At 74.6% G+C, this 25,881-nt stretch carries 24 protein-coding genes; 11 read left to right on the top strand and 13 right to left on the bottom strand.

Going from position 1 to position 25,881, the window contains the following annotated elements; genetic code table 11:
- Positions 1-18: 18 nt before the first annotated feature.
- The 5 genes from argB to ACH4B3_RS09150 all read right to left on the bottom strand — a co-directional run bounded on the left by argB (position 19) and on the right by ACH4B3_RS09150 (position 5,586).
- Positions 19-966 carry an acetylglutamate kinase gene (gene argB, locus ACH4B3_RS09170; RefSeq protein ID WP_398462106.1) on the bottom strand — a complete coding sequence of 316 codons (948 nt, stop codon included), beginning with the start codon at positions 964-966 and terminating at the stop codon, positions 19-21.
- Entirely contained in the window at positions 963-2,117 is a 1,155-nt protein-coding gene (gene argJ, locus ACH4B3_RS09165; RefSeq protein ID WP_398462105.1) for a bifunctional glutamate N-acetyltransferase/amino-acid acetyltransferase ArgJ, read from the bottom strand. The genes argB and argJ overlap by 4 nt, the downstream gene beginning before the upstream one ends.
- Positions 2,114-3,142: an N-acetyl-gamma-glutamyl-phosphate reductase gene (argC, locus tag ACH4B3_RS09160; RefSeq protein ID WP_398462339.1), complete on the bottom strand. Its 1,029-nt coding sequence runs from the start codon at positions 3,140-3,142 to the stop codon at positions 2,114-2,116. Before argC ends, argJ begins: the two co-directional genes overlap by 4 nt.
- A 279-nt stretch (positions 3,143-3,421) precedes the next feature.
- The gene (locus ACH4B3_RS09155; RefSeq protein ID WP_398462104.1) at positions 3,422-4,252 is read right to left on the bottom strand and encodes a MerR family transcriptional regulator; all 831 of its coding nucleotides are present in this window, start codon (positions 4,250-4,252) and stop codon (positions 3,422-3,424) included.
- Between the two features lie 236 nt (positions 4,253-4,488).
- A complete protein-coding gene (locus ACH4B3_RS09150; RefSeq protein WP_398462338.1) occupies positions 4,489-5,586 on the bottom strand; it encodes a methyltransferase domain-containing protein in 1,098 nt (365 codons plus the stop codon).
- Between the two features lie 265 nt (positions 5,587-5,851).
- Between ACH4B3_RS09150 and ACH4B3_RS09145 the strand changes: the two genes are divergently transcribed.
- The 7 genes from ACH4B3_RS09145 to ACH4B3_RS09115 all read left to right on the top strand — a co-directional run bounded on the left by ACH4B3_RS09145 (position 5,852) and on the right by ACH4B3_RS09115 (position 12,823).
- A complete protein-coding gene (locus ACH4B3_RS09145; protein WP_398462103.1) occupies positions 5,852-6,610 on the top strand; it encodes a VOC family protein in 759 nt (252 codons plus the stop codon).
- A 6-nt stretch (positions 6,611-6,616) separates the two neighbouring features.
- Positions 6,617-7,372 (top strand): 2-phosphosulfolactate phosphatase, encoded by a 756-nt coding sequence (locus ACH4B3_RS09140; RefSeq protein ID WP_398462102.1) that lies wholly within the window; start codon positions 6,617-6,619, stop codon positions 7,370-7,372.
- Between the two features lie 209 nt (positions 7,373-7,581).
- Positions 7,582-8,448, top strand: a complete 867-nt coding sequence (locus ACH4B3_RS09135; protein ID WP_398462101.1) for a GyrI-like domain-containing protein — start codon at positions 7,582-7,584, stop codon at positions 8,446-8,448.
- A gap of 540 nt (positions 8,449-8,988) precedes the next feature.
- A complete protein-coding gene (locus tag ACH4B3_RS09130; protein ID WP_398462100.1) occupies positions 8,989-9,189 on the top strand; it encodes a hypothetical protein in 201 nt (66 codons plus the stop codon).
- Positions 9,186-10,757 carry an alpha/beta hydrolase gene (locus tag ACH4B3_RS09125; RefSeq protein WP_398462099.1) on the top strand — a complete coding sequence of 524 codons (1,572 nt, stop codon included), beginning with the start codon at positions 9,186-9,188 and terminating at the stop codon, positions 10,755-10,757. Before ACH4B3_RS09130 ends, ACH4B3_RS09125 begins: the two co-directional genes overlap by 4 nt.
- 302 nt (positions 10,758-11,059) lie before the next feature.
- Positions 11,060-12,211 carry a pyridoxal-phosphate dependent enzyme gene (locus tag ACH4B3_RS09120; protein ID WP_398462337.1) on the top strand — a complete coding sequence of 384 codons (1,152 nt, stop codon included), beginning with the start codon at positions 11,060-11,062 and terminating at the stop codon, positions 12,209-12,211.
- Positions 12,212-12,475: 264 nt separating this feature from the next.
- Positions 12,476-12,823, top strand: a complete 348-nt coding sequence (locus ACH4B3_RS09115; protein WP_398462098.1) for a VOC family protein — start codon at positions 12,476-12,478, stop codon at positions 12,821-12,823.
- A 239-nt stretch (positions 12,824-13,062) separates the two neighbouring features.
- Here ACH4B3_RS09115 and ACH4B3_RS09110 read toward each other — a convergent pair whose 3' ends face one another.
- Positions 13,063-14,514: a PLP-dependent aminotransferase family protein gene (locus ACH4B3_RS09110; RefSeq protein WP_398462097.1), complete on the bottom strand. Its 1,452-nt coding sequence runs from the start codon at positions 14,512-14,514 to the stop codon at positions 13,063-13,065.
- Here ACH4B3_RS09110 and ACH4B3_RS09105 point away from each other — a divergent pair.
- Both ACH4B3_RS09105 and ACH4B3_RS09100 read left to right on the top strand, forming a co-directional pair.
- Entirely contained in the window at positions 14,513-15,628 is a 1,116-nt protein-coding gene (locus tag ACH4B3_RS09105; protein WP_398462096.1) for a DMT family transporter, read from the top strand. The genes ACH4B3_RS09110 and ACH4B3_RS09105 overlap by 2 nt on opposite strands.
- A gap of 393 nt (positions 15,629-16,021) precedes the next feature.
- A complete protein-coding gene (locus ACH4B3_RS09100; RefSeq protein WP_398462095.1) occupies positions 16,022-16,234 on the top strand; it encodes a DUF1918 domain-containing protein in 213 nt (70 codons plus the stop codon).
- Between the two features lie 273 nt (positions 16,235-16,507).
- Here the strand turns inward: ACH4B3_RS09100 and ACH4B3_RS09095 are convergent, their stop codons facing one another.
- On the bottom strand, positions 16,508-17,776 hold the full coding sequence (locus ACH4B3_RS09095; RefSeq protein WP_398462094.1) for a glycoside hydrolase family 10 protein: 1,269 nt from the start codon (positions 17,774-17,776) through the stop codon (positions 16,508-16,510).
- Between the two features lie 222 nt (positions 17,777-17,998).
- Between ACH4B3_RS09095 and ACH4B3_RS09090 the strand changes: the two genes are divergently transcribed.
- Positions 17,999-18,868, top strand: a complete 870-nt coding sequence (locus tag ACH4B3_RS09090) for a 3-hydroxybutyryl-CoA dehydrogenase (RefSeq protein ID WP_398462093.1) — start codon at positions 17,999-18,001, stop codon at positions 18,866-18,868.
- Positions 18,869-19,149: 281 nt separating this feature from the next.
- Here ACH4B3_RS09090 and ACH4B3_RS09085 read toward each other — a convergent pair whose 3' ends face one another.
- The 3 genes from ACH4B3_RS09085 to ACH4B3_RS09075 all read right to left on the bottom strand — a co-directional run bounded on the left by ACH4B3_RS09085 (position 19,150) and on the right by ACH4B3_RS09075 (position 21,227).
- On the bottom strand, positions 19,150-19,566 hold the full coding sequence (locus ACH4B3_RS09085; RefSeq protein WP_398462092.1) for a hypothetical protein: 417 nt from the start codon (positions 19,564-19,566) through the stop codon (positions 19,150-19,152).
- Complete coding sequence (locus ACH4B3_RS09080) at positions 19,563-19,943, bottom strand: hypothetical protein (RefSeq protein ID WP_398462091.1); 381 nt, start codon at positions 19,941-19,943, stop codon at positions 19,563-19,565. Before ACH4B3_RS09080 ends, ACH4B3_RS09085 begins: the two co-directional genes overlap by 4 nt.
- 114 nt (positions 19,944-20,057) lie before the next feature.
- Positions 20,058-21,227, bottom strand: coding sequence for a helix-turn-helix domain-containing protein (locus ACH4B3_RS09075; RefSeq protein ID WP_398462090.1), 1,170 nt, complete (start codon positions 21,225-21,227; stop codon positions 20,058-20,060).
- A gap of 362 nt (positions 21,228-21,589) precedes the next feature.
- On the opposite strand from ACH4B3_RS09075, the gene ACH4B3_RS09070 reads away from it, so the two are divergent.
- Positions 21,590-21,850, top strand: a complete 261-nt coding sequence (locus ACH4B3_RS09070) for a hypothetical protein (protein ID WP_398462089.1) — start codon at positions 21,590-21,592, stop codon at positions 21,848-21,850.
- A 61-nt stretch (positions 21,851-21,911) separates the two neighbouring features.
- Here ACH4B3_RS09070 and ACH4B3_RS09065 read toward each other — a convergent pair whose 3' ends face one another.
- From ACH4B3_RS09065 to ACH4B3_RS09055, 3 genes are all read right to left on the bottom strand, one after another.
- On the bottom strand, positions 21,912-22,442 hold the full coding sequence (locus ACH4B3_RS09065; protein WP_398462088.1) for an NUDIX hydrolase: 531 nt from the start codon (positions 22,440-22,442) through the stop codon (positions 21,912-21,914).
- Between the two features lie 137 nt (positions 22,443-22,579).
- Positions 22,580-23,917, bottom strand: coding sequence for a transcriptional regulator (locus ACH4B3_RS09060; RefSeq protein WP_398462087.1), 1,338 nt, complete (start codon positions 23,915-23,917; stop codon positions 22,580-22,582).
- A gap of 275 nt (positions 23,918-24,192) precedes the next feature.
- On the bottom strand, positions 24,193-25,551 hold the full coding sequence (locus tag ACH4B3_RS09055; RefSeq protein ID WP_398462086.1) for a PP2C family protein-serine/threonine phosphatase: 1,359 nt from the start codon (positions 25,549-25,551) through the stop codon (positions 24,193-24,195).
- Positions 25,552-25,881 lie beyond the last annotated feature (330 nt).

The raw sequence follows: 25,881 nt of genomic DNA, 5'->3' as shown, positions 1-25,881 counted from the left end.
GGCCGGCCCGACGGGGGCTCACCGACCGGGGGCGAGCGGGTGGGCCCGCGCGGCGGGCCGCGGCTCGGTGCGGGCGCCGGGAGCGTCCGGGAGGACCATGGTGCCGATGCCTTCGTCGGTGAAGATCTCCAGCAGGATGGAGTGCTGGACCCGCCCGTCGATGACGCGCGCGGTGTTCACCCCGTTGCGCACGGCGTGCAGGCAGCCCTCCATCTTCGGGACCATGCCGCTGGCCAGGTCGGGCAGCAGCTTCTCCAGCTCGGCGGCGGTGAGTTGGCTGATCACGTCGTCGCTGTGGGGCCAGTCGGCGTAGAGGCCCTCGACGTCGGTGAGCACCATCAGCGTCTCGGCGCCCAGCGCGGCGGCGAGTGCGGCGGCGGCGGTGTCGGCGTTGACGTTGTAGACGTGTCCGTCGTCGGCGCTGCGGGCGACGGAGGAGATGACCGGGATGCGGCCGTCGTCGAGCAGGGCCTGTATGACTCCGGTGTCGATGTCGGTGACCTCGCCGACCCGTCCGATGTCGACCCGTTCGCCGTCCAGCTCGGCGTACCGCTTGACGGCGGTCATCGTGTGGCCGTCCTCGCCGGTCAGGCCCACGGCGAGCGGGCCGTGCTGGTTGAGGAGTCCGACCAGTTCCCGCTGCACCTGTCCGGCGAGCACCATGCGGACGACGTCCATCGCCTCCGGGGTGGTGACCCGCAGACCGGCTTTGAACTCCGACTCCAGGCCCAGCCGGTCCAGCTGGGCGCTGATCTGCGGTCCGCCGCCGTGCACCACGACGGGCCGGATTCCGGCGTGCCGGAGGAAGACGACGTCCTGGGCGAAGGCGGCCTTGAGCTCGTCGTCGATCATGGCGTTGCCGCCGAACTTGATGACCACGGTCTTGCCGTGATGGCGGGTCAGCCAGGGCAGCGCCTCGATGAGGGTGCGTGCCTTCGGGAGGGCGGTGTGCTTACGGGTGCTCATGAGGAGTAGGCGCTGTTCTCGTGGACGTAGTCGGCGGTGAGGTCGTTGGTCCAGATGACGGCGGTCTCGGACCCGGCAGCGAGGTCGGCGGTGATGCGGACCTCGCGGTAGCGCATGTCGACCAGGTCGCGGTCTTCACCGACCGAGCCGTTCTTGCACACCCAGACGTCGTTGATGGCGACGTTGAGCTGGTCCGGCTCGAAGGCGGCGGACGTGGTGCCGATGGCGGACAGCACCCGCCCCCAGTTGGGGTCCTCGCCGTGGATGGCGCACTTCAGGAGGTTGTTGCGGGCGATGGAGCGGCCCACCTCGACCGCGTCCGCCTCGGTGGCCGCGCCCACCACCTCGATACGGATGTCCTTGGAGGCGCCCTCGGCGTCACCGATGAGCTGCCGCGCCAGGTCGTCGCAGACGGTGCGGACGGCCTCGGTGAACTCGTCCGGCCCGGGGACCACCCCAGCCGCTCCGGAGGCGAGCAGCAGCACGGTGTCGTTGGTGGACATGCAGCCGTCCGAGTCCACCCGGTCGAAGGTGGTGCGGGTGGCGGCGCGCAGCGCGGTGTCGAGCTGCGGGGTGTCCACGTCCGCGTCGGTGGTGAGCACCACCAGCATGGTGGCGAGGCCGGGGGCGAGCATGCCCGCGCCCTTGGCCATGCCGCCGACCGTCCAGCCCGCGGGGCTCTGCACCACGGCGGTCTTGTGCACGGTGTCGGTGGTCTTGATGGCGATGGCGGCCTTCTCGCCGCCGTGTGCGGAAAGCTCGGTCGCGGCCTTCGCCACTCCGGGCAGCAGCTTGTCCATCGGGAGGCGGATGCCGATCAGCCCGGTGGAGGCCACGGCGATCTCACCGGCACTGTGCCCCAGGACCTCGGCGGCCTTCTCGGCGGTGGCGTGGGTGTCCTGGAAGCCCAGCGGGCCGGTGCAGGCGTTGGCGCCGCCCGAGTTGAGGACGACCGCGGAGAGCCGGCCGCCCTTGAGCACCTGCTCGGACCAGAGCACCGGGGCCGCCTTGACGCGGTTGGAGGTGAACACGCCCGCGGCCGCGAGGCGCGGCCCGTTGTTGACCACGAGCGCCAGGTCGGGGTTGCCGTTGGCCTTGATCCCCGCGGCGACGCCGGCCGCGGTGAATCCCTGTGCTGCCGTGACGCTCAAGGTGCCACTCCGATCGTGGAGAGTCCGGTGTCCTCGGGGAGGCCGAGGGCGATGTTCATGCTCTGCACCGCGCCGCCCGCGGTGCCCTTGGTGAGGTTGTCGATGGCGCTGATGGCCACGATCCGGCCGACGGCCTCGTCGAGTGCGACCTGGATCTGGGCGGCGTTGGAGCCGTGGACCGCGGCGGTGGCGGGCCACTGCCCCTCGGGGAGGAGGTGGACGAACGGCTCGGCGGCCAGCGCCTTCTCGTACGCCTCCCGGAGCCCGGTGGCGGTCACTCCGGGCCGGGCCCTGACGGTGCAGGTGGCGAGGATGCCGCGGGACATCGGGGCGAGCGTGGGGGTGAAGGAGACCTCGACCCGCTCCCCGGCGACCGCGGAGAGGTTCTGGATCATCTCGGGGGTGTGCCGGTGGCCGCCGCCGACCCCGTAGGGGCTCATCGAGCCCATGACCTCGCTGCCCAGCAGGTGCGGCTTGGGGGCCTTGCCCGCGCCGGACGTACCCGAGGCGGCGACGATCACCGCCTCCGGCTCCGCGAGGCCGGCCGCGAACGCCGGGAAGAGCGCGAGGGTCACCGCGGTCGGATAGCAGCCGGGCACCGCCACCCGCCGCGCCCCGCGCAGCGCGTCCCGGCCTCCGGGCAGCTCGGGAAGCCCGTACGGCCAGGTGCCCGCGTGCGCGGATCCGTAGAACTTCTGCCACTCGGCGGCGTCCCGCAGCCGGAAGTCCGCTCCGCAGTCGATGATCAGCACCTCGTCGCCGAGCTGCTCCGCGACAGCGGCGGACTGCCCGTGCGGCAGCGCGAGGAAGACGACGTCATGGCCGGCGAGGGTCTCCGCCGTCGTGGGCTCCAGGACGCGGTCCGCCAGGGGGAACAGATGGGGCTGGAGGGCACCGAGCCGCTGCCCGGCGTTGGAATTGCCGGTCACGGCGCCGATCTCCACGCGCGGGTGGGCGGCCAGCAGCCGCAGCACCTCGCCGCCCGCGTAGCCGCTCGCACCGGCCACCGCCACTCGTACGGTCATCGGACCCTCCTCAGTCATGGCATGACTATACGGTCGATGGCAGTTTTATGCAATAGTGCCCGGGGCGGCCCACGACACCGAGATGTGCCGGAGCGCTTCGCTCGGCGGAGGAGTGCTCGAGTGGGCGGGTGAGCGTCTCGGGTGGCGAGGACGTTCTCATCGATCCAGGTGGCGAGCTCGGCGGCGTACTCGCTCGGCGCAGCGGTATCGAGGACGTCTCAGCGTTGAGCGCTCCGCCACAGGGCGGCGGTGACCCGGGCCTACCGGCCGACGCTTCGCTCAGTGGTCTCGGGCGCGCAGCTCGCTGGCGAGCTCCATGCAGCGCAGCCGGGCGGGCGAGAAGTCGTACGGCATTCTGCCGATTGCTTCGAGGGCGCTCATCGAGGAGTTCTCCTCCCCCTTCAGATCGGCGTCGTACAGGTCGAAGAGCTCCTCCTCGGCCTCTTCGAGCCCGGCAGCCTCGATGGCCCGGTCCAGGGCTTTCTGGAAGGCGCATCGCCGGACGGCGATCTCTTCGACGCGCGGGTCGTGGGGATCGACGCTCTCGTCGAGAGCTGCCTCGGCTTCGTCAAGGCGGTCGGATTCGGCCCGTAGCTCGGGGTCGCCCGCGAGAACGATGCAGACACTGGCCTGGAGAGCGGGGCCCAGCGGGCCGAAGATCCGTTCCGACACCAGCAGGTTGTCCAGGTCGGACTGGCGCAGGGCGCCCGAGGGCAGGTCCCGGAGCCGGTTGGCGACCAGGGGGGAGAGGAGGCCCAGGGGGCTGCCCGCTTCCCGTAGCCGGCGCACGGCCGCACGCTGGCGCTGGAGGGCGGCTTCCCGGGCAGCCAGGTTCTCGTCCAGCCGTTCCAGGATCTCCTCGATGCTCTGGGTGCCATCGAAGGCGGTCCGGATGTCATCCAGACTGATGCCGGCATCCGCCATCTTGCGGATCCACAGCAGGCGGATCATGTCGTCGTAGCCGTAGCGGCGTTTTCCGTCCCCGCCCCGCACGGGCTCCGGCAGCAGACCAATGGCGTGGTAGTGCCGGACAGCCCTGGGCGTCGTTCCGGCGAACGCGGCGGCATCACCGATCTTCACCTGACGGGGCACGGCGAGGGGGAAGTCCACGAGGAGCCTTTCGTGCAGTACTCCCTTCACGACACCACATGACGCTACGGCACGTGCAACATCACCCGCGACACACCGCGGCCCAGCGTGAACCGCCCAGGGTTCGCTGGGACCACTCGACCTGCGAGGCGACGGGCCCGCTCCCGGCCGGGGGCTGCTGTGGGCGGGGTGAGCGGGGCAGCGCGCGGGGAAGGCATCGGGACCGACGCCCGGGACGGCCCCGTTCGTGCCCCGGTTCAGGCTATGAGCAGGCGGAGGCCGAGATCTGCCGCGTCCAGGTCGGCGAGGTCGCTGTTGCGCTCGGCCCACCGGCCGGAGTCGAGGTCGGCGCGGAGGCTTCGTACCGCCCGCTGCTCGGGCTCCGGCCCGACCCGCGTCCACACCGACATCGCGCGGCGCACGTGATCCTCCAGATAAGCCCCCGGACGGCGCCAGTACGCCTCGAACAGGCCGTCGGCGCAGTCCCATGGGACGGGTACCGGTTCCGCGCGGGCGCCGATCGCGTCGACCATCCCGGCAAGCGAGGGAAATCCCGCGAGGACGTCGGCGAACTCGGGCAGGTAGTCGCGGGTGAGCCAGAACCGGTCCTGCCATCCGGGCTCGTCGGTGTCGAACGTGAGCACCACCACCCGGCGGGCCACACGCCGCATCTCGCGCAACCCCGCCAGCGGGTCCCCCCAGTGGTGAACGGTGGAGACGGCCATGGCGACGTCGAAGGAGTGATCCTCGAACGGCAGGTTCTCCGCGGCGGCGGCCACGCACGGCGCCGAACCCGCGGGCCGCTGCGCTCGCATGACCGCAGACGGCTCCACCGCGGTCACCTCGCGATCAGCGGGTTCGTAGGAGCCGGTGCCGGCGCCGACGTTGAGCACCGTCCGGGCGTCCCCGAGCGCGTCCCAGATCTGCGCGGCGATCCGCGGCTCGGTACGCCGTGTCGCGGGGTAGGCGCCGCCGATCGCGTCGTACAGCCGCGCACCGAGCACCTCCAGTTGCTCCTCCGGTGTCACCATGAGTCCCTTCGCCCGTGCGTCGAGTTCCTTGTCGATGGCCGCCACCATGGCGTCGGTGCGATCACGCCGCTCCAGCAGCAGGCCGCGCAGTCGGCGCAGGTGCGCGACCGCGTCGGTGGACGGGTCGCCGACCAGTTCCGCGACCTCGCGCAGCCCGAAGCCCAGCCGCCGATAGGCCAGGACCTCCCGCAGCCGCTCCACGTCGCCCGGCGAATAGGCCCGGTACCCGGCCGCGGTCCGCGTCGACGGCCGGACGAGCCCGATCGCGTCATAGTGATGCAGCGTGCGGACGCTCACACCGGCCAGCTCGGCCACGCGTCCCACGGTCCAGTGATCTTCCACGGCACCGACTATGGAGCCTGACGTCACGTGAGGGTCAAGAGCCGGCGCCGGCCCCGAACGATGTCCGTCGGGGCCGCCCACCAGCGCTCTTCAGGGCCGACAACAGGCCCTCGCCGGTCTCTGGCCGCCTGCTGCCGGACGTCGCCGGGCCACCGGTCGGCACCGCGCTTGCGGCCGGCGTGCGAGTCGATCTCCGTTCGGCGAACACAGGTGCGGATGCCGTCGTGGAGTGCATAAGGTCGTCGGCATGGCACTGCGACCGGTCAACGTGAACATCAAGGCCCTCGACGACTCGGCGGTCGGCCGGTTCTGGGCGGAGGCGCTCGGCTGGGGGGTCTCCAGTGAGGGGCCCGGCGTGACCAACGTCGAACCCGGCGGCGACTTCGTGTGGCCGGACCCGGTCGCCGTCTGCGTCGACGTCGTCGCCGTCCCGGAACCCAAGACGACGGTGAAGAACCGGGTGCACCTCGACCTCGCCACCACCTCCGCGGCCCATCAGGCGGAGTTGGTCGCCCGCCTCCGGGCCCTCGGCGCGACGCCCGCCGAGGTGGGCCGGGGCGACGTGCCGTGGACGGTCCTCGCCGATCCGGAGGGGAACGAGTTCTGCGTGCTGGAGCCCCGGGAGATCTACCGGGACACCGGGCCGATCGCCGCGGTGGTGGTCGACTGCGTGGATCCGCGGGCCATGGCCCGGTTCTGGGGCGAGGCGATGGACTGGGACCTGCACGAGGTGACCGACGACCACGCGGTGCTGCGCTCCGCCGAGGGTGTCGGCCCGTATCTCGAGTTCCTCCGCACGCCCGGCGGGAAGACGGTGCCGGACCGGGTGCACATCGACCTGCTGCCGTACCCCGGTGACGATCAGGAGGCGGAGGTGGCCCGGCTGCGGGCGCTCGGCGCCACCGACCTCGACCTCGGCCAGGGTGACGCCCCCTGGAAGTGCCTGACCGACCCGGAGGGCCACGAGTTCTGCGTCCTCGCCCCCCGTCCGCACGCGGCGTCCTGACGGCCCGTGCCCGACGACTTCCGGCAGACCGGCCACGGGGTGCGGTTCGAGTGGGGCCCGGTCGGCGCGCGGCAGCTGGCGCCCGAGGTGTCCTGCCTGGTCGTCGTCGACGTGCTGTCGTTCACCACGTCCGTGTCGGTCGCGGTCGAGGCGGGTGCCGCCGTGTTCCCGTATCCCTGGCGGGACGGGACGGCGGCGGCGTTCGCCGAGCGGCAGGGCGCCCGGCTCGCCGTGGGGCGCCGGGCCGTGAGCCGGGAGACCCCGTGGACCCTGTCGCCGGCCGCGCTGCGCCGGGCTCCCGCCACCCCGCGGCTGGTCCTCCCGTCCCCCAACGGCTCGGCGATCGCGGCGGCGGCGGACGGGGTGACGGTGGTGGCCGGCTGCCTGCGCAACGGCGCCGCCGTGGGCCGGTGGCTCAGCGGGCGGGGCTACGGGACGGCCGACCGCCCGGTGGGGGTCGTCGCCGCCGGTGAACGATGGCCCGACGGCGGTCTCCGCCCCGCGCTGGAGGACCTGCTCGGCGCCGGGTCGGTGATCGCGTCCCTGCGGCGGGAGGGCCGCGCGTCGCTGTCGCCGGAGGCCGCCGCGGCGGCCGCGGCGTTCGGCTCCGCCACGGACGTGGCGAGGGACGTGCGGGAGAGCGCGTCCGGGCGGGAACTGGCCGACGGCGGTTTCGCCGAGGACGTGTCGGTCGCCACCGAGCTGGACGCGTGCCCGCTCGTTCCGGTCCTCACCGACGGGGCCTTCGCCGCGTCGCGGTGACCGCCCGCCGCCCGGCCCCGGCAACCGGTCCGACGGGCGCCGGACGGCCCCGGCAGCCGATCCGACCGGGTTCCGGAGGGCTCCCGGCGCCCGATCCGGCCGGGCACCGGACGGCCCCCGGCACCCGATCCGATCGGGCACGGGATGTCGGGTCCGGCCCGGTGGCCGCCGCCTAGCGTGATCAGCACATCGAAGGAAGGGAACCGGGCGTGCTGGAGCGGCTCAACCAGGCCATGGAGTACATCGAACGCCACCTCGGCCGGAACATCGACGTGGCCGAGCTGGCGCGCACCGCGGCCACCTCGGAGTACCACCTGCGCCGGATGTTCTCCTCGCTGGCCGGCATGCCGCTGTCGGAGTACGTCCGGCGCCGGCGGCTCACCGTCGCGGGCGCCGAGGTGCTCGCGGGGGACGAGACGCTGCTGGACATCGCGGTCCGGCACGGCTACGGGTCGGGCGAGGCGTTCGCCCGGGCGTTCCGCGCCGTGCACGGCGTCGGACCGGGCGAGGCCCGGCGCACCGGCGCCGCGCTGAACTCCCAGCCCCGGATGACCTTCCGCCTCACCATCGAAGGGAGCAACAGCATGCGCTACCGCGTCATGGACAAACCGGCCTTCACCGTCGCCGGCTTCAAGGCCCGGGTCCCGCTGGTGCACAGCGGACCGAACCAGGCGCTCGTGGAGTTCGTCCGTGGGCTCGACCAGCGGGCCCTGGAGCGTCTGGCGGAGCTGTCGGACCAGGAGCCGCACGGCATCGTCGCGGTCTGCGACGACCTGGACCCCGGTCGCGCCGAAGGCACCGAACTCGACTACTACCACGGTGTGATCACCTCCGGGCCCGCCCCCGAGGGCACCGCCGTGCTGTCCGTCCCGGCCGGTGACTGGGCGGTCTTCAGCACCTCCGGGGCGGCCCCGCAGGCCGTCCAGGAGCTGTGGCGGGACGTCTTCACGCAGTGGTTCCCGTCGAACCCCTACCGCAGCCGGCCCGGCCCCGAGATCCTGCGCACCCGGCTGTCGCCGGACCGGACGGAGGCCGAGGCCGAGCTGTGGCTCCCGGTGGAGCGGGAGCAGGGCTGAGCCCGCGGCCCGGGCCGCGGCCCGGGGCCACCGTGCGCGCCGCGGCCGGCTTGTCCGGCCGCTGCGCCGCCGGGATCGGCCGGCGCCGCAGCCGCGTCAGGGGGCGCCGTGCCCGTACCGCACACCGGCCCGCCGGTCCGGGGATCTCGCGCGAGCGGGTCTCCGGCCGGCGGGCCGTCGGCCTGTCCGGCGCGGTCCGAGTGGTCCGAGTGGTCCGAGTGGTCCGCGGTGAGCAGTGGGACGACGGCTTCCGCGCCGCCGCGGTCCGGCGGTGCCGGGCACTCCGACGTGGTGCTACCACCAGTGCGGTTGGGGGGACAGCCGGAGTGAGGGACGGCGGCCGCGCCCCTAACGTCTGGAGCCGTGAGTCATTTACCGAACAGAGTGGGAAGACCGGCTTCGGGTGTGCGGCGGCCGGGCCGTCACCCGGCCGGGCCGGCCGGGACCGCGGCGGCGCCGGCGCTCGCCCCGGGCGAGCGCCGTCCGCCGGGGCCGGTCCGGGGCGGTGGCCACGACGGCCGCGCCGTCCCCGTACGGCGGTTGCCCCGGCACACCAGCGGACTGCCCGACCGCGTCGACGCCGTTGCCGGGCGGGGCGCGGTCGGGCCCGGGGGCCGCAGGGTCTCCCCCGTCCTCACCGAGGTGCCCGGTAGCGACCGGGCCGAGGCGGGATGCCGCACCGCCGTGGACACCGCCTTCCGCGCCACCACCCCCGTCCGCCGTCTCCAGGAGTCCCAGTGATCACCTCCCGTCCGGCCGTGCGCCGCCTCCCGGCCGCGGGGCTCGCCCTCGCCGCCTGCCTCACCGCGTCCCCCGCCCTCGCCACCGCCGCGACGCCGGCCGAAGCGCGCACCGGCCCCGGACTCGACCGCTTCTACCAGCAGCGCCTGGCCTGGGGCCGGTGCGCCACCGGCCCCGACGACACCATCGGCCGGGACCTGGACAAGGCCGGTGCCCAGTGCGCGGACGTGGCCGTCCCCCTCGACTACGCCGATCCGCAGGGCCGGACCGTCACCGTGGCGATATCGCGGCTGAAGGCCACCGACACCCGCCACCGCATCGGCTCGATCCTGCTCAACAACGGCGGGCCGGGCGGGACCGCGGTGGAGTCGCCGCCCAGCGTCCGCGCGATGATGAAGGAGGTCGGTCCGCGCTACGACATCATCGGCTTCGACCCCCGTTTCGTCGGCCGCAGCACCCCGCTGGACTGCCACTGGCCCGTCGGCACCGCGATGCTGGCGGCCGGGCCCGACCGGGAGAGCTTCGACGGCCAGGTAGCCCTCCAGAAGGACCTCGCCGCCAAGTGCCGCGCCACGAACGCCTCGGTGCTGCCGCACGTCAACACCCGCAACACCGCCCGTGACATGGACGTCATCCGGGGAGCCCTGGGCGAACGGAAGGTCTCCTACCTCGGCTACTCGTACGGCTCGTACCTCGGCACGGTCTACACCCAGATGTTCCCCGGCCGCTTCGACCGGATGGTGCTGGACGGCGCCATCGACCCGCGCCGCTACGGCCCGCTGCTGATGCGGAGCATGGTCGCCCCGAACCGGAAGGCGCTCGCCGACTGGGCCGGGTGGGCGGCGCGGCACCACGGCACCTACCGGCTCGGCGACACCCGGGACCGGGTCCTGGACACCGTCGACCGCATCCTGGCGGAATCCGGCCGCCGTCCGCTGACCGTCGGCACCGCGCCGGACACCTTCCGGGTGGACGCCACCCGGGTGCCGTTCCTCGTGTTCGTCGGGCTGGCGTCCGACACCGAAGCGGCCCGGACGTCCCTGGCCGAGCACGTCGCGGTGCTGAAGCAGGCCGCGGACGGTCAGGCGACCCGGCTGTCCCCCGAGTTCGCGGAGACCCTGCGGGTGGTGCTGACCGGCGAGTACTCCTCGAGCGGCAGCGCGCAGACCGCGATCCTGTGCGGGGACGGGGTGGCCCCGCGCGACCCCGAGGTCTACTGGCGCGACATCGAGCGCAGCCGGGACACGGACCCGCTGTTCGGCCCGTACCTCAACAACATCAACCCGTGCGCCTTCTGGGACGAGCCCCGGGAGCGGCCCACCGAGGTGCGGCGGGACGCCGATCCGCTCATCGTGAACGCCACCGGTGACACCCGGACCCCGTACGACGGCGCGGTCGCCCTGCACCGGCTGCTGCCGGGCTCCAAGCTGATCACCCTGCGGGGGGCGAACCAGCACGGGGTGTACGGCGAGTACGGCAACGCCTGCGTGGACGACAAGGTCAACCGCTATCTGGCCACCGGCCGGCTGCCCGCCCGCGACCAGAGCTGCACCCAGCAGGCCGGGTAGCGGAGCGGCCGTCCGTCCGCCGGGGACCGTCCGGCCCGCGCACGACGGGTCCGGGGCGCCGTGCCCGTACCGCACATCACCGGCCCGCCGGCCGGGGCTCGCACGAGCGGGTCTCCGGCCGGCGGGCCGTCGGCCTGTCCGGCGCGGGGCCGCGGGGTCTAGGCTCGGTCGGCGTGACGGCGAACGGTACGGCGGCAGACGGGGCGTCCATCGCGGAGCGGCGGGCGGCGGCGGCGCGTTCGTCGGCGACCGGCCAGCGGTCGCTGGCCGACCGGGATTTCCGCTATCCCCTGTGGCCCCCGCTGACCGGTGGCTGCCCGCGGAGCGGCACGGACGAGATGGCCTATCCGGTCGAGGTGGACTACGACTACGACCGGGTGCCCGCCGGGCTCTTCGCGGCGGGCGGGCCGGCCGCCGGGCGCGGTCTGGACCGGTGGGCCCCGCTGCTTCCGCCGCTGGTCGCGCCCGGCCTCGGGGAGGGCGGCACGCCGCTGGTCGAGCTGGAGCCCGGCCTCTTCGTCAAGGACGAGTCGCGCAACCCGACCTGGAGCCACAAGGACCGGCTCAACCGCTGCACGCTGAGCGCGGCGGTGGGGATCGGCGCGCCGGGTGTGGTGGTCGCCTCCTCGGGCAACCACGGCGCGTCGGCGGCGGCGTTCGCCGCCCGGGCCGGGCTGCGCTGCGTGGTGCTGGCCTCGGCGGACGCGCCGCCGGCGGTGCTGTCGTTCCTCCAGGCGTACGGCGCGGTGGTGCTTCCGGTGCCGCCCGGTGGCCGGTGGCCGCTGATGCGGCGGATCGTCGAACGGGTGGGACTGCACCCGGTCAGCAACCTCACGGTCACGCACACCGGGCACGGCTTCGGCCCGGAGGGCTACAAGACCGTCGCGTACGAGATCTTCACGGAGATCGGCGTGCCCGCCGCCGTGTTCGTCCCCACCGGCTACGGCGAACTCCTCTTCGGCATCGGCAAGGGCTTCGCGGAGTTGCGCCGGCTGGGGCTGGCGGACCGGGTGCCGCGGCTGTACGCGTGCGAGCCGGCGGCGGGCGGCCCGCTCGCCGCCGCGGTCCGTACCGGCCGTCCCGCGGCGCAGGTGGACGTGGGGCCCACCGAGGCGTACGGGATCGACTGCTCCGTCGGAGGCTACCGGGGGGTGGTGGCCCTGCGTGAGAGCGGCGGCCGCGCCCTGTTGGTGACCGACGAGCAACTGCGGGACGCCCAGGGCGAGCTGGCCCGCTGCGGTCTGTGGGCGGAGCTGTCGAGCGCCGCCGGGCTGGCGGGGCTGCGCGGGATGGGGGACCTGCGCCGGGCCGAGGGGCTGGACGGGCCGGTCGTGTGCGTCTCCACCTCCAGCGGGTTCAAGGACCGGTCGGTCGGCTCGCACCGGATCGAGCCGCTGGCACCGGAGTGGGCGGCGGTCTCGCGCGAGCTGCGGCGGGCGGGCATCGACGGGTGAGCCCGGGGCACCGGCCGGGGCGGTCATCGCCGCCCGCGATACCCGGGGCACTGCCGCGATGCGCGGGGCGCCGGCTGCCGGACCGGCCGCGATGCCGGGGTGCCGGCTGCCGGCCGGGCCGCGGTGCCGGGGCGCCGGCTGCCGGACCGGCCGCGGTGCCGGGGCGCCGCCGCCCGGACCGGCCGTGGGAAGTCGCTGCGCCGGGGGCGGCTCCCGTAGTACTCCTGGGTGGACGCCTACCCGTCCTTCCCCCGGGAGCCCTTGATGACCGTGCGCCGTGTCGTGCCCAACGTCCGCTCTGCCGAGCCGGCCGAGTGCCGGGAGTTCTACGGGCTGCTGGGTCTGGAGGAGGTCATGAACCACGGCTGGATCATGACGCTCGCCTCGCCGTCCAGCCCGTCGGCACAGATCAGCTTCATGTCCGCCGACCGGACGGCGCCGGTGGTGCCCGACATGAGCGTCGAGGTGGACGACGTGGACGCGGTCCATGCGGCCGTCCTGGCGAGCGGCGCCGAGATCGTCCATCCGTTGCAGGACGAGGAGTGGGGCGTGCGCCGGTTCTTCGTCCGCGACCCCGGGGGCCGGGTGGTCAACGTGCTGGGCCACCGCTGAGACCGGCCCGTGCCCGGGGCGCCGGTCCGCCCCGGCGGGGGGCGAGGCCGCGCCGGGGGCCGGCCCTGCCGGCGGGGGGGGGCGAGCCCGCGCCGGGGAGGCCCGCCCGCGCCGGGGAGGCCCGCCCGCGCCGGGGAGGCCCGCCGGGGTCCGGCGCCCGCGCCGCCCGCCGGGGCTCCGTCAGCCGTCGGCGCGTCCGTCAGCCGTCGGCGGGTCCGGTCAGCCGTCGGCGGGTCCGGTCAGCCGTCGGCGAGGTCCGGGAAGGCGGTGCGGAGCCTGCGCGCCCCCGCTTCCAGCTCCGCCGGGCCGGAGGCGGAGGCGAAGCCCACCCGCAGGTGGGGCGCGGGGGGCTCGGCGCTGAAGTAGGGGCGGCCCGGCGCGACGGCGACCCCGGCGCGCAGCGCGGCGGCGGCGAGCCCCCACTCGTCGGTGCCGTCGGGGAGCCGCAGCCACAGGTGGTACCCGCCGTACGGCACGTGCCCCACCTCGGCGGCGGCGGGCAGTTCCCGGCGCAGCGCGGTCAGCAGCGTCTCCCGGCGGGCGCGGAGTTCGGTGGCCACGGTTCGCAGGTGGCGGGGCCAGGCCGGGGCGCCGACCAGTTCGAGGGCGGCTTCCTGGAGCGGCCGGGGGACGAAGAAGCTGTCCACGACCTGGATCGCGCGGAGGCGTTCCAGGGCTGTCCCGCGCGCGGCGAGGGCACCGACCCGGAGGCTGGCTGAGGTGATCTTGGTGAGCGAGCAGATGTGGACCACGACCCCGTCGGGGTCGTCGGCGGCGAGGGTCGGGGGCAGCGGCGGGGCGTCCTCGTGGACGAGCCGGCGGGCGAAGTCGTCCTCGACGACGAACGCGCCGGCCTCCCGCGCCACCCGGAGCACCTCGGCGCGCCGTTCGGCGGAGAGCACCGCGCCGGTCGGGTTCTGGAAGAGCGGCTGGCAGACGAAGACCCGGGCGCCGCTGGCCCGGAACGCCTGGGCGAGCAGATCGGTCCGTACCCCGTCGGTGTCGGCGGGCACCGGCACCGGCCGGAGTCCGCAGGCACGGGCGGCGGCGAGCATGCCCGGGTAGCTGGGGGACTCCACCAGGACCGGCGCGCCGGGGCCCGCGAGGGCGTGCAGGGCGGTGGTCAGGGCGCTCTGCCCGCCCGCGGTGATCAGCACGTCCGACGCGGCGACGGCGCCTTCCGGGCCCCCGATCTCGCGGGCGAACCAGGCGCGGAGTTCGGGGAGGCCGTCGGTGGGCGGCCGGCCCCAGGCGCCCGGCCGGCGGCCCGCCCGGGCCAGGGCGGCGGCCATGGCCCGTTCCGGCTGGAGGGTGGGGTGCAGGTAGCCGCCGTTGAGTTCGATGACGCCGGGGGGCGGTGCGGCGAGGGTGGTGAGCACTCCGGAGGCGTCCACCGAGCGCGGTACCGCCTCGCCCGGCGGTTCGGCGCTGAGCGCCACCTCCTGCCAGGAGGTGTCCCCGGGCCGGTTGCGGGGCCGGGGGCGGTCCGCGCGGAAGGCACCGGCGCCCGGCCGGGTGACGACCAGCCCTTCGGCGGCGAGGGCGGCCAGGGCACGGGAGACGGTGACGGGGCTGACCCGGAACCGCTCGACGAGGGCGCGACTCGACGGCAGCTTCTCACCCGGAGAGTAGCGGTTCAGCTCCCTTCGGAGGAGATTCGCCAGCTCAGCCACGCTGCTACGCTCTTGCATGACAGCAGAGGATAGCGCTACCGGCGTCGCCGGGATAGCAGTGAACGGCCGGCGGACCACGACCCACGGCGACGGCTCCCGGGCCGGGGCGGCGGCACCGCGCCCCACCGCCGCCGGCCCGGCGGACCCCCTGGCGCGGCCGGGCGGTGGTCCGGCCGGCGGCGGTCGCACCGGTCACCCGGACGGCTCCGGGCCGGACGCCGGCCTCGGGGACCGGGGCCGCGGCGCGGCACGCACCCCCGCCGCCCGGATCTCCGGCCCGGCCGCCGGCACCCTGCTGGCCGGACTGGGGGTGGCGGCCTTCTCCCTCACCTTCCCCGCCACCGCCTGGAGCCTGGAGGGGCTCGGGCCGTGGTCCGTCACCTCGGTACGCATGGTGCTGGCGGCGCTGATCGCGGGGGGCTGCCTGGTCGCGCTGCGGGTGCCGCTCCCGGCCCGCCGTCACCGGTTCGGACTCGCGGTGGTGGCGGCCGGTGTGGTGGTGGGCTTCCCGCTGCTGACCACGCTGGCGCTGCAGACCTCCACCACCTCGCACGCCGCGGTGGTGGTCGGCCTGCTGCCGGTGACGACGGCCGCGTTCTCCGCGGTCCGGACCGGGGCGCGGCCCTCCGGTACGTTCTGGGCGGCGGCGCTCTCCGGCGCCGCGGTGGTGATCGCGTTCGCGGTGCAGCAGAGCGGCGGCGCGCCGACCACCGGCGACCTGTATCTCTTCGCGGCGCTGCTGGTGTGCGCCGCGGGCTACACCGAGGGCGGCCGGCTGGCCGGTGAGATGCCCGGCTGGCAGGTGATCGGCTGGGCGCTGGTGGGCTGTCTGCCGCTGTCGGTCGCGGGCGCGGTGGTCGCGCTGTCCGTGGAACCGGTCCACCTCACCGGGCACACCGTGGCGGGCATCCTCTGGCTCGCCGCGGGCTCGCAGTTCCTGGGCCTGGTGGTGTGGTACCGGGGGATGGCGGCGATCGGGGTGGCACGGGCGAGCCAGTTGCAGTTGGCCCAGCCGTTGCTCACTCTGGTGTGGTCGGTGTTTCTCCTCGACGAGCGGCTCACCGTGGCCGCGCCGGTCGCGGCCGTCGCGGTCCTGGTGTGCATCGGCGTCACCCAGCGGGCGCGTACCTGACGGGGCGCGTGGCCGGGGCCGCCGGCCGCGGCCGGCGAGGCCCCGGAGGGCTCCGCCGGGGGGCGGCGAGCGGAGACGCACCGGCGTCCGCCGTCGACACACGGCCGCCGACGGACGACCATGGATGCAGTGACCGGAAAGCGCGGCCGCGGCGGACGCCGGGACCGCGGACGCGGTGGTGGCGGAGCCGCCGCCATCGCCGGGCCGGGGCCGGGCCCGGCACGACCGGGGACGCGGCGCCCCGCCGTACGGCCCCTCCGACCGACCGACGAGAGCTTGACGACAACCACACGGGCGACAACCACACGGGCGACAACGTCACGGGCGACCGTCGTGACCGGCGGCGGCCGGGGACCGTGTCCCCTTCCGGGACCGGACAGGAGGTCTGGGCTGATGCGAGCGAGCAAGGGTGACCATCTGGTGAGGCACGGCAGGGTCGTGGGAGAGCACGACCGGGTCGTGGAGGTCGTGGAGGTGCTCGGCCAGAACGGTGATCCGCCGTTCCGGGTCCGCGCCGAGAACGGCCATGAGTCGATCATGTCGCCGGGGCCGGACTGCGTGGTGGAGCCCCGGGAGAGCCGCAGGGGCGGGAGGACCCCCGCCTAGCGGCACCACGGACGATCCACGCACCGGGTCGGACACGACGGGCCGGGGAGCAACGGCGGGCCGGAGCTCCCCGGCCCGGGCGTCCACCGGCCGGGTGGACGCGCCCGTCGGCCGGGTGGACGCGCCCGTCGGCCGGGTGGACGCGCCCGTCCGGCCGGTTGGACGCCGCCCCGGCCGGCATCCGGTGCTCCCCGAGCGCGCCGCCGCCGGCCGGGAGCGTGCCCCGGTCCGGCGCGGGGCGTGCCCCGGTCCGGCGGTGCGGGCCGGGGCCGGTCAGTGCGGCGGCCGGACCCGGGTCGGGTAGTGGTCGGCGACCACCCGCGCCATGGCGCCGATCCGGTCCTGGACGACCTCCTTGGCGGAGAAGAACACGTTGCCGCGCACCTCCGGGTGGTCCCGGTCGAGGGTGAGGTGCCGGGAGAGCTCGGCCGGGTCCTGCCAGGCCGCGGGCTGCGCCGGGTCCCCCGCCTTGTACAGCGCCTCGCCGACGTACAGCCGCACCCCGGTGCCGCGGACGGTCTCCGCCCACCAGGGGACGAGCCGGGCGTAGTCGGCGGCGGCGAAGCCGATGTTCCAGTAGACCTGCGGCACGATGTAGTCGATCCAGCCTTCGCGGACCCAGCGGCGGGTGTCGGCGTACAGGTCGTCGTAGGTCTGCACCCCGGCGCGGGTGTCGGAGCCGAGCGGGTCGGTCGCCCGGTTGCGCCACACCGCGAACGGGCTGATCCCGAAGCGCACCCGCTTCTTCAGCCCCTTGATGCGCCGGGCGGTCTCCAGGACCAGCCGGTCGGTGTTGTCCCGCCGCCAGGAGGCGCGGTCCGGGAAGGCACCCCCGTGGCGGGCGTACGCCTCGTCGTCGTCGAAGGTCTGCCCCGCCACCGGATAGGGGTAGAAGTAGTCGTCCCAGTGCACCGCGTCGATGTCGTAGCGGCGGACCGCGTCCAGCATCGCGTCCTGCACGAACCGGCGGACCTCGGGCAGCCCGGGGTTGTAGTACAGCTTGCCGCCGTAGGGGACGACCCAGTGCGGGCGGAGCCGGGCCGGATGGTTGGGCACCAGCCGGGCGGGGTCGGTGTGGTTGGCCACCCGGTACGGGTTGAACCAGGCGTGCAGTTCCAGGCCGCGCGCGTGGGCCTCGGTCACCGCGGTGCCCAGCGGGTCCCAGCCCGGGTCCCGGCCCTGGGTCCCGGTGAGGTACTCGGCCCACGGCTCGTAGGGGGACGGCCACAGCGCGTCCGCGGTCGGCCGCACCTGGAAGATCACCGCGTTCAGCCTGCGCTCCACGGCGGTGTCCAGATAGCGGAGGAGTTCCTCGCGCTGCCGGTCGGCGGGCAGACCGGGGCGGGACGGCCAGTCGCGGTTGGCGACGGTGGCCAGCCACATCCCCCGGAACTGCTTGCGGTGGTGGCGGGGGGCCGGCGGAGCCGCCCCGGCCGCCGGGTCCGCTCCGGCGGGCCGCGCCACCGCCTGCCCGGGCACGGCGGCCGCCGCCAGCGCTCCGGCCGCCACCGCTGTCAGTCCTCTGCGCGTGATCTGCCCCATGACCGCTCCCTGAGGGTGTGTCAGTGACTCGGGTCCCGACGATGATGCGGGCGGTCCGGCCGTACGGCAATCCTCCAACCGGGTCCCGGCCCGCCGGCGGGCCGGGAGCGCTCCCGGTGGCCCGGCCGGGCGGCACCCCACCCCGGCGGAGTAACGTCTGCCGGGAGGCGGGCACGGAATCAGACGAAGTCCGCCGGCCCGCAGATCAGCGAAAGGCACGAGGTGACGGACACATTTGCCGACATTGCACGCGTCGGAGTGGTGGGCTGCGGCCAGATGGGCGCGGGCATCGCAGAGGTGTGCGCTCGGTCCGGCCTGGACGTCAAGGTCGCCGAGACCACCGGCGAGGCCCTTGAGCTGGGCCGTACGCGCCTGACCAACTCCCTCGGCAAGGCCGCCGAGCGCGGCAAGATCACCGCCGAGGAACGGGACGCGGCACTCGCCCGGCTCAGCTTCACCACCGACCTGGGCGAGTTCGCCGACCGCGACCTGGTCGTCGAGGCCGTGGTGGAGAACGAGCAGGTCAAGACGGAGATCTTCCAGATCCTGGACCAGGTGGTCACCCGCCCGGACGCGATCCTCGCCTCGAACACCTCCTCGGTCCCGCTGGTGAAGCTGGCCGTGGCGACCTCCCGCCCGGACCAGGTCATCGGCATCCACTTCTTCAACCCGGCACCGGTGCAGCGGCTGGTGGAGCTGATCCCCGCGCTGACCACCGGCGAGGACACCATCAAGCGCTCCGAGGCGCTGGTGCAGGACCTGCTGGGCAAGCACGCGATCCGCGCCCAGGACCGCTCCGGCTTCATCGTCAACGCGCTGCTCATCCCGTACCTGCTGTCCGCGATCCGGATGTTCGAATCGGGCATCGCCAGCCGCGAGGACATCGACAACGGCATGGAGATGGGCTGCGCCCACCCGATGGGTCCGCTGAAGCTGTCCGACCTCATCGGCCTGGACACCATCGCGGCCATCGCCGACTCGATGTACGAGGAGTTCAAGGAGCCGCTGTACGCCGCTCCCCCGCTGCTCCAGCGGATGGTGGACGCGGGCCGGCTGGGCCGCAAGTCCGGCTCCGGCTTCTACTCGTACTGACGACTCGCGAGAACGGGGGCCCGGCACCGCGTCGAAGGTGCCGCGCCGACTCCGAGGACAGCGCCCCGGACGCCGTGAGGGCGTCCGGGACCGCGGCCTGGCGCTGTGGCCGGTCAGCCGGCAGTGCCTCACTCCTGCCTGGCGGCGGGGGCGGCGGCGGAGTCCACGGTTTGATCGGGGCGGGGTCACTTGTGCCCGGCCACGGGTGGCACGCGGCTCACCTCATGGTGATGTCGGCGCGCGGGGCCCTTCCCCCGTGCTGCACAGGGCGGTTCCGGCGTTCACCGGTCTCCCTCCGTGCCCTCCGTCCCCGCGGCGGTCAGTTCGGCCGCGGTCTCGGCCAGGGCGTCGTGCAGCAGCCGGGTGTCGGTGAGGTACTTGCCGTCCGGCGGCACGGGGCGGTGCCAGTGGAGATCGCGGCCGCGGGTCGCGTACCGGGACGGGACGCCGACGAACGCCACCTCCCGGTCGGTGTCGCCGAGGACCTGCACCTGCGGGATGTGCCACCCGGTCGCGCTCCCGGGCTCCACCAGCCAGTACAGGAGACTCCCCGACCCGTCGATGATGACCGGTCCGGACTTCTCCCCCAACTGGTCCAGGGCCGGGCCGCCGAGGGACGCCGGTACGCGGACGGCGTCCCACCAGCGTCCGGCCCGCTGCGCCGTGCTCTCCTCCGGCGGCACCCAGCGGCCGGTCACCGCTCGGGCTCCGTGACGGCGAGGAACGCCCGGCGGTCGTCCAGCCACGCGTCGAGGGTCAGGAACCGGTCGACGTACCGCACGTCGGTCCACGCGGGGGTGACGATGCCGCGGGCGGATCCGTGGGTGATCAGCCGGTCGATGCGGGGCCACTGCCGGCGGTGGGCCATGGGGACGGCGGGCGGCGCGTGGTCGATGATCTCGGCGGTGACCTCGCAGCGCTGCCGGGCGGCGTACCGGCGCAAGCGGCCGAGCAGGACGTCCGGACGGCCGGGGCGGGCCGTCCTGGCGTAGAGGATGACCGGCCCGCCGCCGATCGGTAACGGGCTACCCCGGAGTACATCCGGGCGGCGCGGGGGCGCGGCAATGGTCGTCATGGTCGGGCTCCGTGTACGGACGGTGTACTGACAGTCACATCGTGCCGACCGAACAAGGTCCTGGTGTCCGCTCGTTGCGGACGCCGGAACCCTTGACTGTTGGTGATCGTTTCGCTACACGCCGCTCCAGTGGGCGTACTCGCGCAGTTGCTGAGACGGGCGGGGCCGTGCCCGGAGCAGGGTTCCCACCGTCTCCCGTGTGGTCGGGTGATACCGGGTCTGCTGCGGCGTCACCTTCCGGGCCTCCAGCAGCGATGCCAGCGCGTCCTCCGGACGAGCCATGAGCGCCTCCGACCGGGCCCGGTCAACCAGGAACTGGCCCGTCCGCAGAGGGGAATAGTCCTCGGGGGGATGGACATCCGCAGCCCGCTCCAGCGCTATGCCGTGCTCGTCCCGGTCGCCGGCGGCGGCAACCCCGTGCTGCCCTACGTTGGTCGGGCCGAACACCATCCCGTAGTGGTCCGTCTCACCGAGATCGCCGGCCAGACCCTGCGCCTCGGCCAGCCACGTATCGGAGTCCTCGCCACGACCCACCAGGGCGTACAGCTGCACTCCCTTGAGCACCAGGCCGCCGCGGACCGCACGGGTGGGCGCCGTCCCGTCGTCGTCCAGGTCGTCCAGTGCCCGGTTGACGAGACGTAGGCCCATCTCTATGGCGGGTCCGTTCGCCGACAGCTGCGCCCGCTTCAACCGCTCGACAGCCACCTGCCGGGGATCTCCCGACTGGGCGGCAGCGGCGGCCATCCGAGCGAGGGCCAGCCGCGCGAGGTCGAGATACCCGAGCTTGTACGCCACACTGAAAGCACCCAGGGCGGCCTCGGACTGCAACCAGCATGCCCGCTCCCGCCGCGTGCCGGACGGGGTGTCCAACACGGCGTACGACAGCTCTGCCAGCGCGCTGGGCAGCATCCTGGCCAGCGCACCGAACTGGCCTGTCGAGCGCAGTTTGTAGAAGCTCCCCACCGTGTTCTCGATCTCGGCGACCGGTCGCGGCGGCGGGGTGTCGTCGGCCGGCGGGATGTCCCAGTCGTCCAGCGCGTTCGACAAGGGGGCGATCAGCTGGTCGAGTTCGTCCTGGCGCAGCTGCTCGATGTACGGCTGACCGTGGATCACTGGCACCGAGACGCGTAACGCCTTGGCGACGGCGGCGACGACCTGCTCGCTCGGCTGCCGCTCCCCGCGCTCGACATCGGACAGCATGCTCTTGGAAACGTGGGCCAGTTGGGCGAGTTCCCGCAGGGAGTAGCCGCGGAGAGCGCGCAGCTCTTGAATGCGTGCTCCCACACCCTTCGGGCGCCCGTCAGCGGCTTGTGCCATGATTGGGCTCCGTTCTGACTTCGACACTCGGAACGGTACTCCTGGTCGGCTCCAGGAGGTGTACGACCAACGGCCCCCACCCCGCGGTGAGGGCCGTCGCCATCGGTCGTCCCCGTGGAGCCGGTGTTCCCCAGGGGGCGGGTGTTCCGCACGGCACCGGTGTTTCCCGGCGTCGCCGCGCGCACACGGGTGTTCACACGGGGTGTGCGCCGCTGACCCGCGTTCGTGGCCCGCACACGCTCCCGCCCGGCCCGGCGGAGCGGTTCACTCGGAGGGTCGGAACATCCGCGCACCCGCCGTGCGCCGGGACAGCTCAAGGGAGCCAGGTCGTGACCATCCAGTCCGAGCACACCGCCGGAACCGCCGCGGAGCTCGCGGACATCCGCCGGAGCGTCGATGTAGGAATGACCCGTGTCGAGGGACAGCTCGCGCTGCTCGCCCACCGGGGCGACCAGGCGGAGCAGGAGCTGGCCCGGCTGACGTCGCGGGTGCGGTTGCTGGAGCACCGGCGGTGGCCGCTGCAGTCGATCGCCGCGCTCACCGGGGTGTGCGGCCTGGCGCTGGCCCTGTGGCAGGCCTTCGGCCGCTGACCCGGCCCGCCCGGCGGCCTCCCCCGCACCGCATCCGCGACGTCCCGTCCGGCCGGGCCGCTCAGCCCAGCCGCAGGTGGTACAGCATCAGCAGGCCCGCCGCCATGTTCGCGGCGGGTACCTCACCGCGCGCGATCATGTCGGGGACGAGCTTGAGCGGCACCCACTCGCGCCGGTCGGACTCGAAGTCGTCCTGGGGCGGGCCGGCGTAGGTGGCCTCCTCCGTCCAGTAGATGTGGTGCCGGGCGTCGGTCAGCCCGTTGGACGGCTCCACGGTCATCAGATGCCGCAGCGGGCCGGGGCGCCAGCCGGTCTCCTCCTCCATCTCCCGGGCCGCCGCGGTGGCGACGTCCTCGCCGTCCTCGACGACCCCGGCGGCCAGCTCCCAGCCCCAGGTGCCGGTGATGAAGCGGTGCCGCCACAGCAGCAGCACCTCGTTGGCCTCGTTGACCGCGGTGGCCACCGCGACCGGCCGCATCCGGATGAGGAAGTGGTCGAGCCGGTGACCGTCGGGGAGTTGGACGTCGGCGAGATTGACCCGGAACCAGCGGTTCTCGTAGACGGTCCGTTCCTGAAGATTCTTCCACTGCATGTGTGCCACCTTCCACCGTGGGAGCGCCTCCCGGCGCTTTCCGGGGTGGGGGCACCACCCGGTCTGCCGGAGCCGCTGGGGCCTCCGGTGGCCGGGGGAGATGGCAGCTTGCCGACGCCGGGCGGCGCCGCCCGCACTCAGAGCGGGACGCGCAGCGCCCCGTCGATCAGCTCGGCGGCTTCCGATGTCGCCGAGCAGCCGCTCTGCACCAGGTGCTCACGCACCGCGCGGAGCCGGTCCCGTAGGCGCCGCGACTCCATGCCGCGCGCCCGCTCGGTCATTTCCACGGCGGTGGCCACCGCCCGGTCGGCGTCTCCCTGACGGAGTTCGATGTGGGTGAGCATCGCCAGCCGGTGGACCCGGCCCCGGTCGTGCGCCGGGGCGCCGACCGCGGTGGCGGCGTGCTCGCGGGCGGCTCTCAGGTCGCCCAGGCTGAGTAACGCCTCGGCGACCTGGACGTTCACCAGGCCCGGCTGGACGTAACCGGTCTCCTCGGGCTCCTGCCCCCGGCTGATGCGCTCGGCGGCGGCCTCGGCCCGGCGGATGCAGTCCAGGGCGCTGGTGCCGTCGCCCAGCCGCGCGTACGCCTTGGCCTGCATGGCGTACAGGTCGGCGGCGAGCGCGGGGGTGATGCCCACGCCGGCGGCGCGCAGCGCGGACTCGGCGAACGCCACGGCCTGGCGGTACTCCTTCAGGTACAGGGACTGGTTGACCAGCAGGGCGATGACGTAGGCGCCGAGCCCGCGGTCCTTGCTGGCCTTGGCCAGCCGCAGCGCCTGGTGGAAGTAGCGCTGGGCCAGACCGTGCGCGTCGGAGTCGTAGGCGCAGATGCCGGCGACCGACACCAGGCCCCCGGTCGCCCGGTGCAGCTGCCGGCCGGTGGCGTCGGTGTAGCTGCCGCGCAGCAGTGGTGCGGCCTCCGCGTTGAGGAAGCCCACCACCCGGGCGCGGGTCGCGACGCCGCCCGCCTTCCGGTACATCTGCTCGTAGTGGGCACGGGCGGCCCGCAGCATCGCGATGTCGGCACGGCCCACCCGGGTGGGCCCGCTCCGCGAGACGTCGCCGTCCTCCGGCGGGTTCTCCCACTCCCAGACCGGGATGACGGCCCGGGTGCCGGTGACCGCGGGGGCGGTGACGACGTGCGGGCGCTGCTGTTCGTCGGAGCGCCACAGGGCGGTGGCCCGCTCGACGAAGCCGGACAACGGGGTGTCGGGGGCCCGGCCGCGGCCGGGGGTGCCCAGGCCGATGTCGTCGAGGGTCAGCGCGCGGTGCAGCCGCTGCCCCAGTACCTCGCAGATCAGGTCCGGGACCTGGCCGCGCGGGCGCTGGCCCTTCAGCCAGCGCGCCACCGCGGTGTGCTCGTAACGCAGGGACAGTCCGCGTGCCCGGCCCGCCTCGTTGACGTGTGCGGCCAGTCCCGCGTGCGAGATCCCGGCTTCGTCGAGTACGGAGTCGAGCAGAGTGTTGGGCTCCATGGCGTGGCCCTCCCCACAAGGTGCGCGGTAACGCCAGGGTAGGCCAGACGTTTTCACACGGGGTGTGAAAGGGCCGCCGGGGGCGGGGAGTTCGGGCGTCGCACGGGGGGTGCGGCCGGCGGGCCGTTCGGCGGTGGCGGCCCGGGCCCGCTCCGCCGGCAGCGGCCGGGGGCGGCCCGGCGGTGGCCCGCGGTGGCCCGGGGCCGGTCCCGCGAGTGGTGGTGTCCCGGCCCCGGGTTCCGCCGCCGATGGCCGGGGGCCGCGGGAGGCGGCGGTCAGGCGCGGGAGCGCGGTTCGCCGGCCGGGGAGGGCTGCCCGGCCGACACGGCTGCGCCGGGCCGCCGGTCCTGGCGCAGCACGAGCAGCGCGACGTCGTCCGCCGGCCGCCCGCCGGTGTGGGCCAGCACCCCGGCCTGGACCTCCGCGACCACCGCCGACGGCACGATGACCGGCTGACCGGCGGCCTGTGCCAGGGCGCGTTGCAGCGGGAAGAAGGAACCGTGCACGTCCCGGGCGTCCTCGGCGCCGTCGGTGTGCAGCACCAGGGCCTCGCCGGGGCGGAGCCGGGCGCACGGCAGGGCGGCCAGACCGGCGGGGAGCGGGAAGAGGCCGAGCGGCGGCAGCGCCTCGCCGGGGGCGACCTGCCGGGCCCGCGGCCCGTCGGTCCGCAGGTCGCAGAGCAGATAGGGCCAGGGATGGCCGCAGTTGAGGGCGGTGACCGAACCGTCCGGGCCGATCTCCAGCAGCAGCACGGTGACGAACTCCTCGGCGAGCGGGAGCGCGCCGTGCTGCTCGTCGGGGGTCTCGCGGGGGTTCTCGTGGGGATCGTGGGGATTCTCCGGCGCGGCCGGGTGGTCGCCGGCCGCCGCGCAGGCCGGACACGGTTCGGCCGAGGGGCAGCCGGGGTGCGGCCGGGCCGCGGTGGCCGGGTGCCCGGGGCGCGCGCCCTCCCGCTGGTGCCGGTGCCAGGCGCGCTCCAGTCTGCGCAGCACGTCGGGGAGTTCGGCCTCGTCGTGGGCGGCTTCGCGGAAGCTGCCCAGGACGGCGGCGACACCGCCCATCGCGGCCAGCCCGTGGCCGCGCACGTCGCCGATCACCACCCGGACGCCGTGGCTGGTGGACAGGGCTTCGTACAGGTCGCCGCCGACGGCCGCGCCGCGGGTGGCGGAGAGATGGCCGCCGGCGAGGGTGACCCCGCCGAGCCGGGCGGGCAGCGGACGCAGGACCACGTCCTGGGCGGCGGTGGCGACGGCCCGGGCCTCCTCCAACTCGCTGACCAGGCGCCGGCGGCGGCCGGAGGTGAGGTAGCTGGCCGCGACCACGGCCACGATGGCGCCGCAGGTGCCGACCCTGGGGGCGGCGTCGGTCCGGTCACCCGGCTCGGCCGCGCTGATCGGGACCAGCGCGCATATCGCGCTGATCCCGCCCATCAGCACACAGCGGCGGCGGCCGCTGCCGGCGCAGGCGATGGCGGGCGCGGCGGCGAGCAGTTGCACCGACTGGCTGCCGCCCGGGCCCCACCACTGCCAGGCGAGTACCGAGAGGATCCACAGAGCGGGCAGGACGAAGACGAAGTGCCGCCAGAGCCGTGCCGCGCGCGTACGCGGCAGGCCTGCTGCCTTGCTCCGGATCATGCAGTCGGCCCCCTAGCAACCGATGACGCGGTTGGCCGGGCCCGGTCGTGGTGAGCGAGGCTGGGCCGTGGCGGTGGCCACGATTCTTGCGACCATCCGCACCGAATTGACCGGACTCCTGGTGATTCTCACCCGATCGGGTGAGGCCCGGTGGGGGGCTGACCTGGTGACCCGGCCGGGAGCGCGGCGAAGGGGAGGAAGCGCCGGGGGCGCACCTCGCACGGAGCGAGGTGCGCGCCGGGATGCGCTCTCTTCACCGGTGCGCGGTGCGCGCACCGGTGAAGAGAGCGCGTCCCCGGGGTAAGCACCGTCGGGCGCGCCCCGGGGAGG

The organism is Streptomyces sp. NPDC018031 (genome assembly GCF_044327625.1).
Classification (GTDB): domain Bacteria; phylum Actinomycetota; class Actinomycetes; order Streptomycetales; family Streptomycetaceae; genus Streptomyces.
The sequence above is the reverse complement of the archived record's forward strand: the minus strand, read 5'-3'. Positions and strand labels throughout refer to the sequence as shown.

Excerpts from the sequence above, each read along its gene's own strand:
- argB (WP_398462106.1), bottom strand. The coding sequence starts at position 966 with ATGAGCACCCGTAAGCACACCGCCCTCCCGAAGGCACGCACCCTCATC.
- argC (WP_398462339.1), bottom strand. The coding sequence starts at position 3,142 with ATGACCGTACGAGTGGCGGTGGCCGGTGCGAGCGGCTACGCGGGCGGC.
- ACH4B3_RS09145 (WP_398462103.1), top strand. The coding sequence starts at position 5,852 with ATGGCACTGCGACCGGTCAACGTGAACATCAAGGCCCTCGACGACTCG.
- ACH4B3_RS09115 (WP_398462098.1), top strand. The coding sequence starts at position 12,476 with ATGACCGTGCGCCGTGTCGTGCCCAACGTCCGCTCTGCCGAGCCGGCC.
- ACH4B3_RS09105 (WP_398462096.1), top strand. The coding sequence starts at position 14,513 with ATGACAGCAGAGGATAGCGCTACCGGCGTCGCCGGGATAGCAGTGAAC.
- ACH4B3_RS09110 (WP_398462097.1), bottom strand. The coding sequence starts at position 14,514 with ATGCAAGAGCGTAGCAGCGTGGCTGAGCTGGCGAATCTCCTCCGAAGG.
- ACH4B3_RS09100 (WP_398462095.1), top strand. The coding sequence starts at position 16,022 with ATGCGAGCGAGCAAGGGTGACCATCTGGTGAGGCACGGCAGGGTCGTG.
- ACH4B3_RS09095 (WP_398462094.1), bottom strand. The coding sequence starts at position 17,776 with ATGGGGCAGATCACGCGCAGAGGACTGACAGCGGTGGCGGCCGGAGCG.
- ACH4B3_RS09080 (WP_398462091.1), bottom strand. The coding sequence starts at position 19,943 with ATGACGACCATTGCCGCGCCCCCGCGCCGCCCGGATGTACTCCGGGGT.
- ACH4B3_RS09065 (WP_398462088.1), bottom strand. The coding sequence starts at position 22,442 with ATGCAGTGGAAGAATCTTCAGGAACGGACCGTCTACGAGAACCGCTGG.
- ACH4B3_RS09060 (WP_398462087.1), bottom strand. The coding sequence starts at position 23,917 with ATGGAGCCCAACACTCTGCTCGACTCCGTACTCGACGAAGCCGGGATC.
- ACH4B3_RS09055 (WP_398462086.1), bottom strand. The coding sequence starts at position 25,551 with ATGATCCGGAGCAAGGCAGCAGGCCTGCCGCGTACGCGCGCGGCACGG.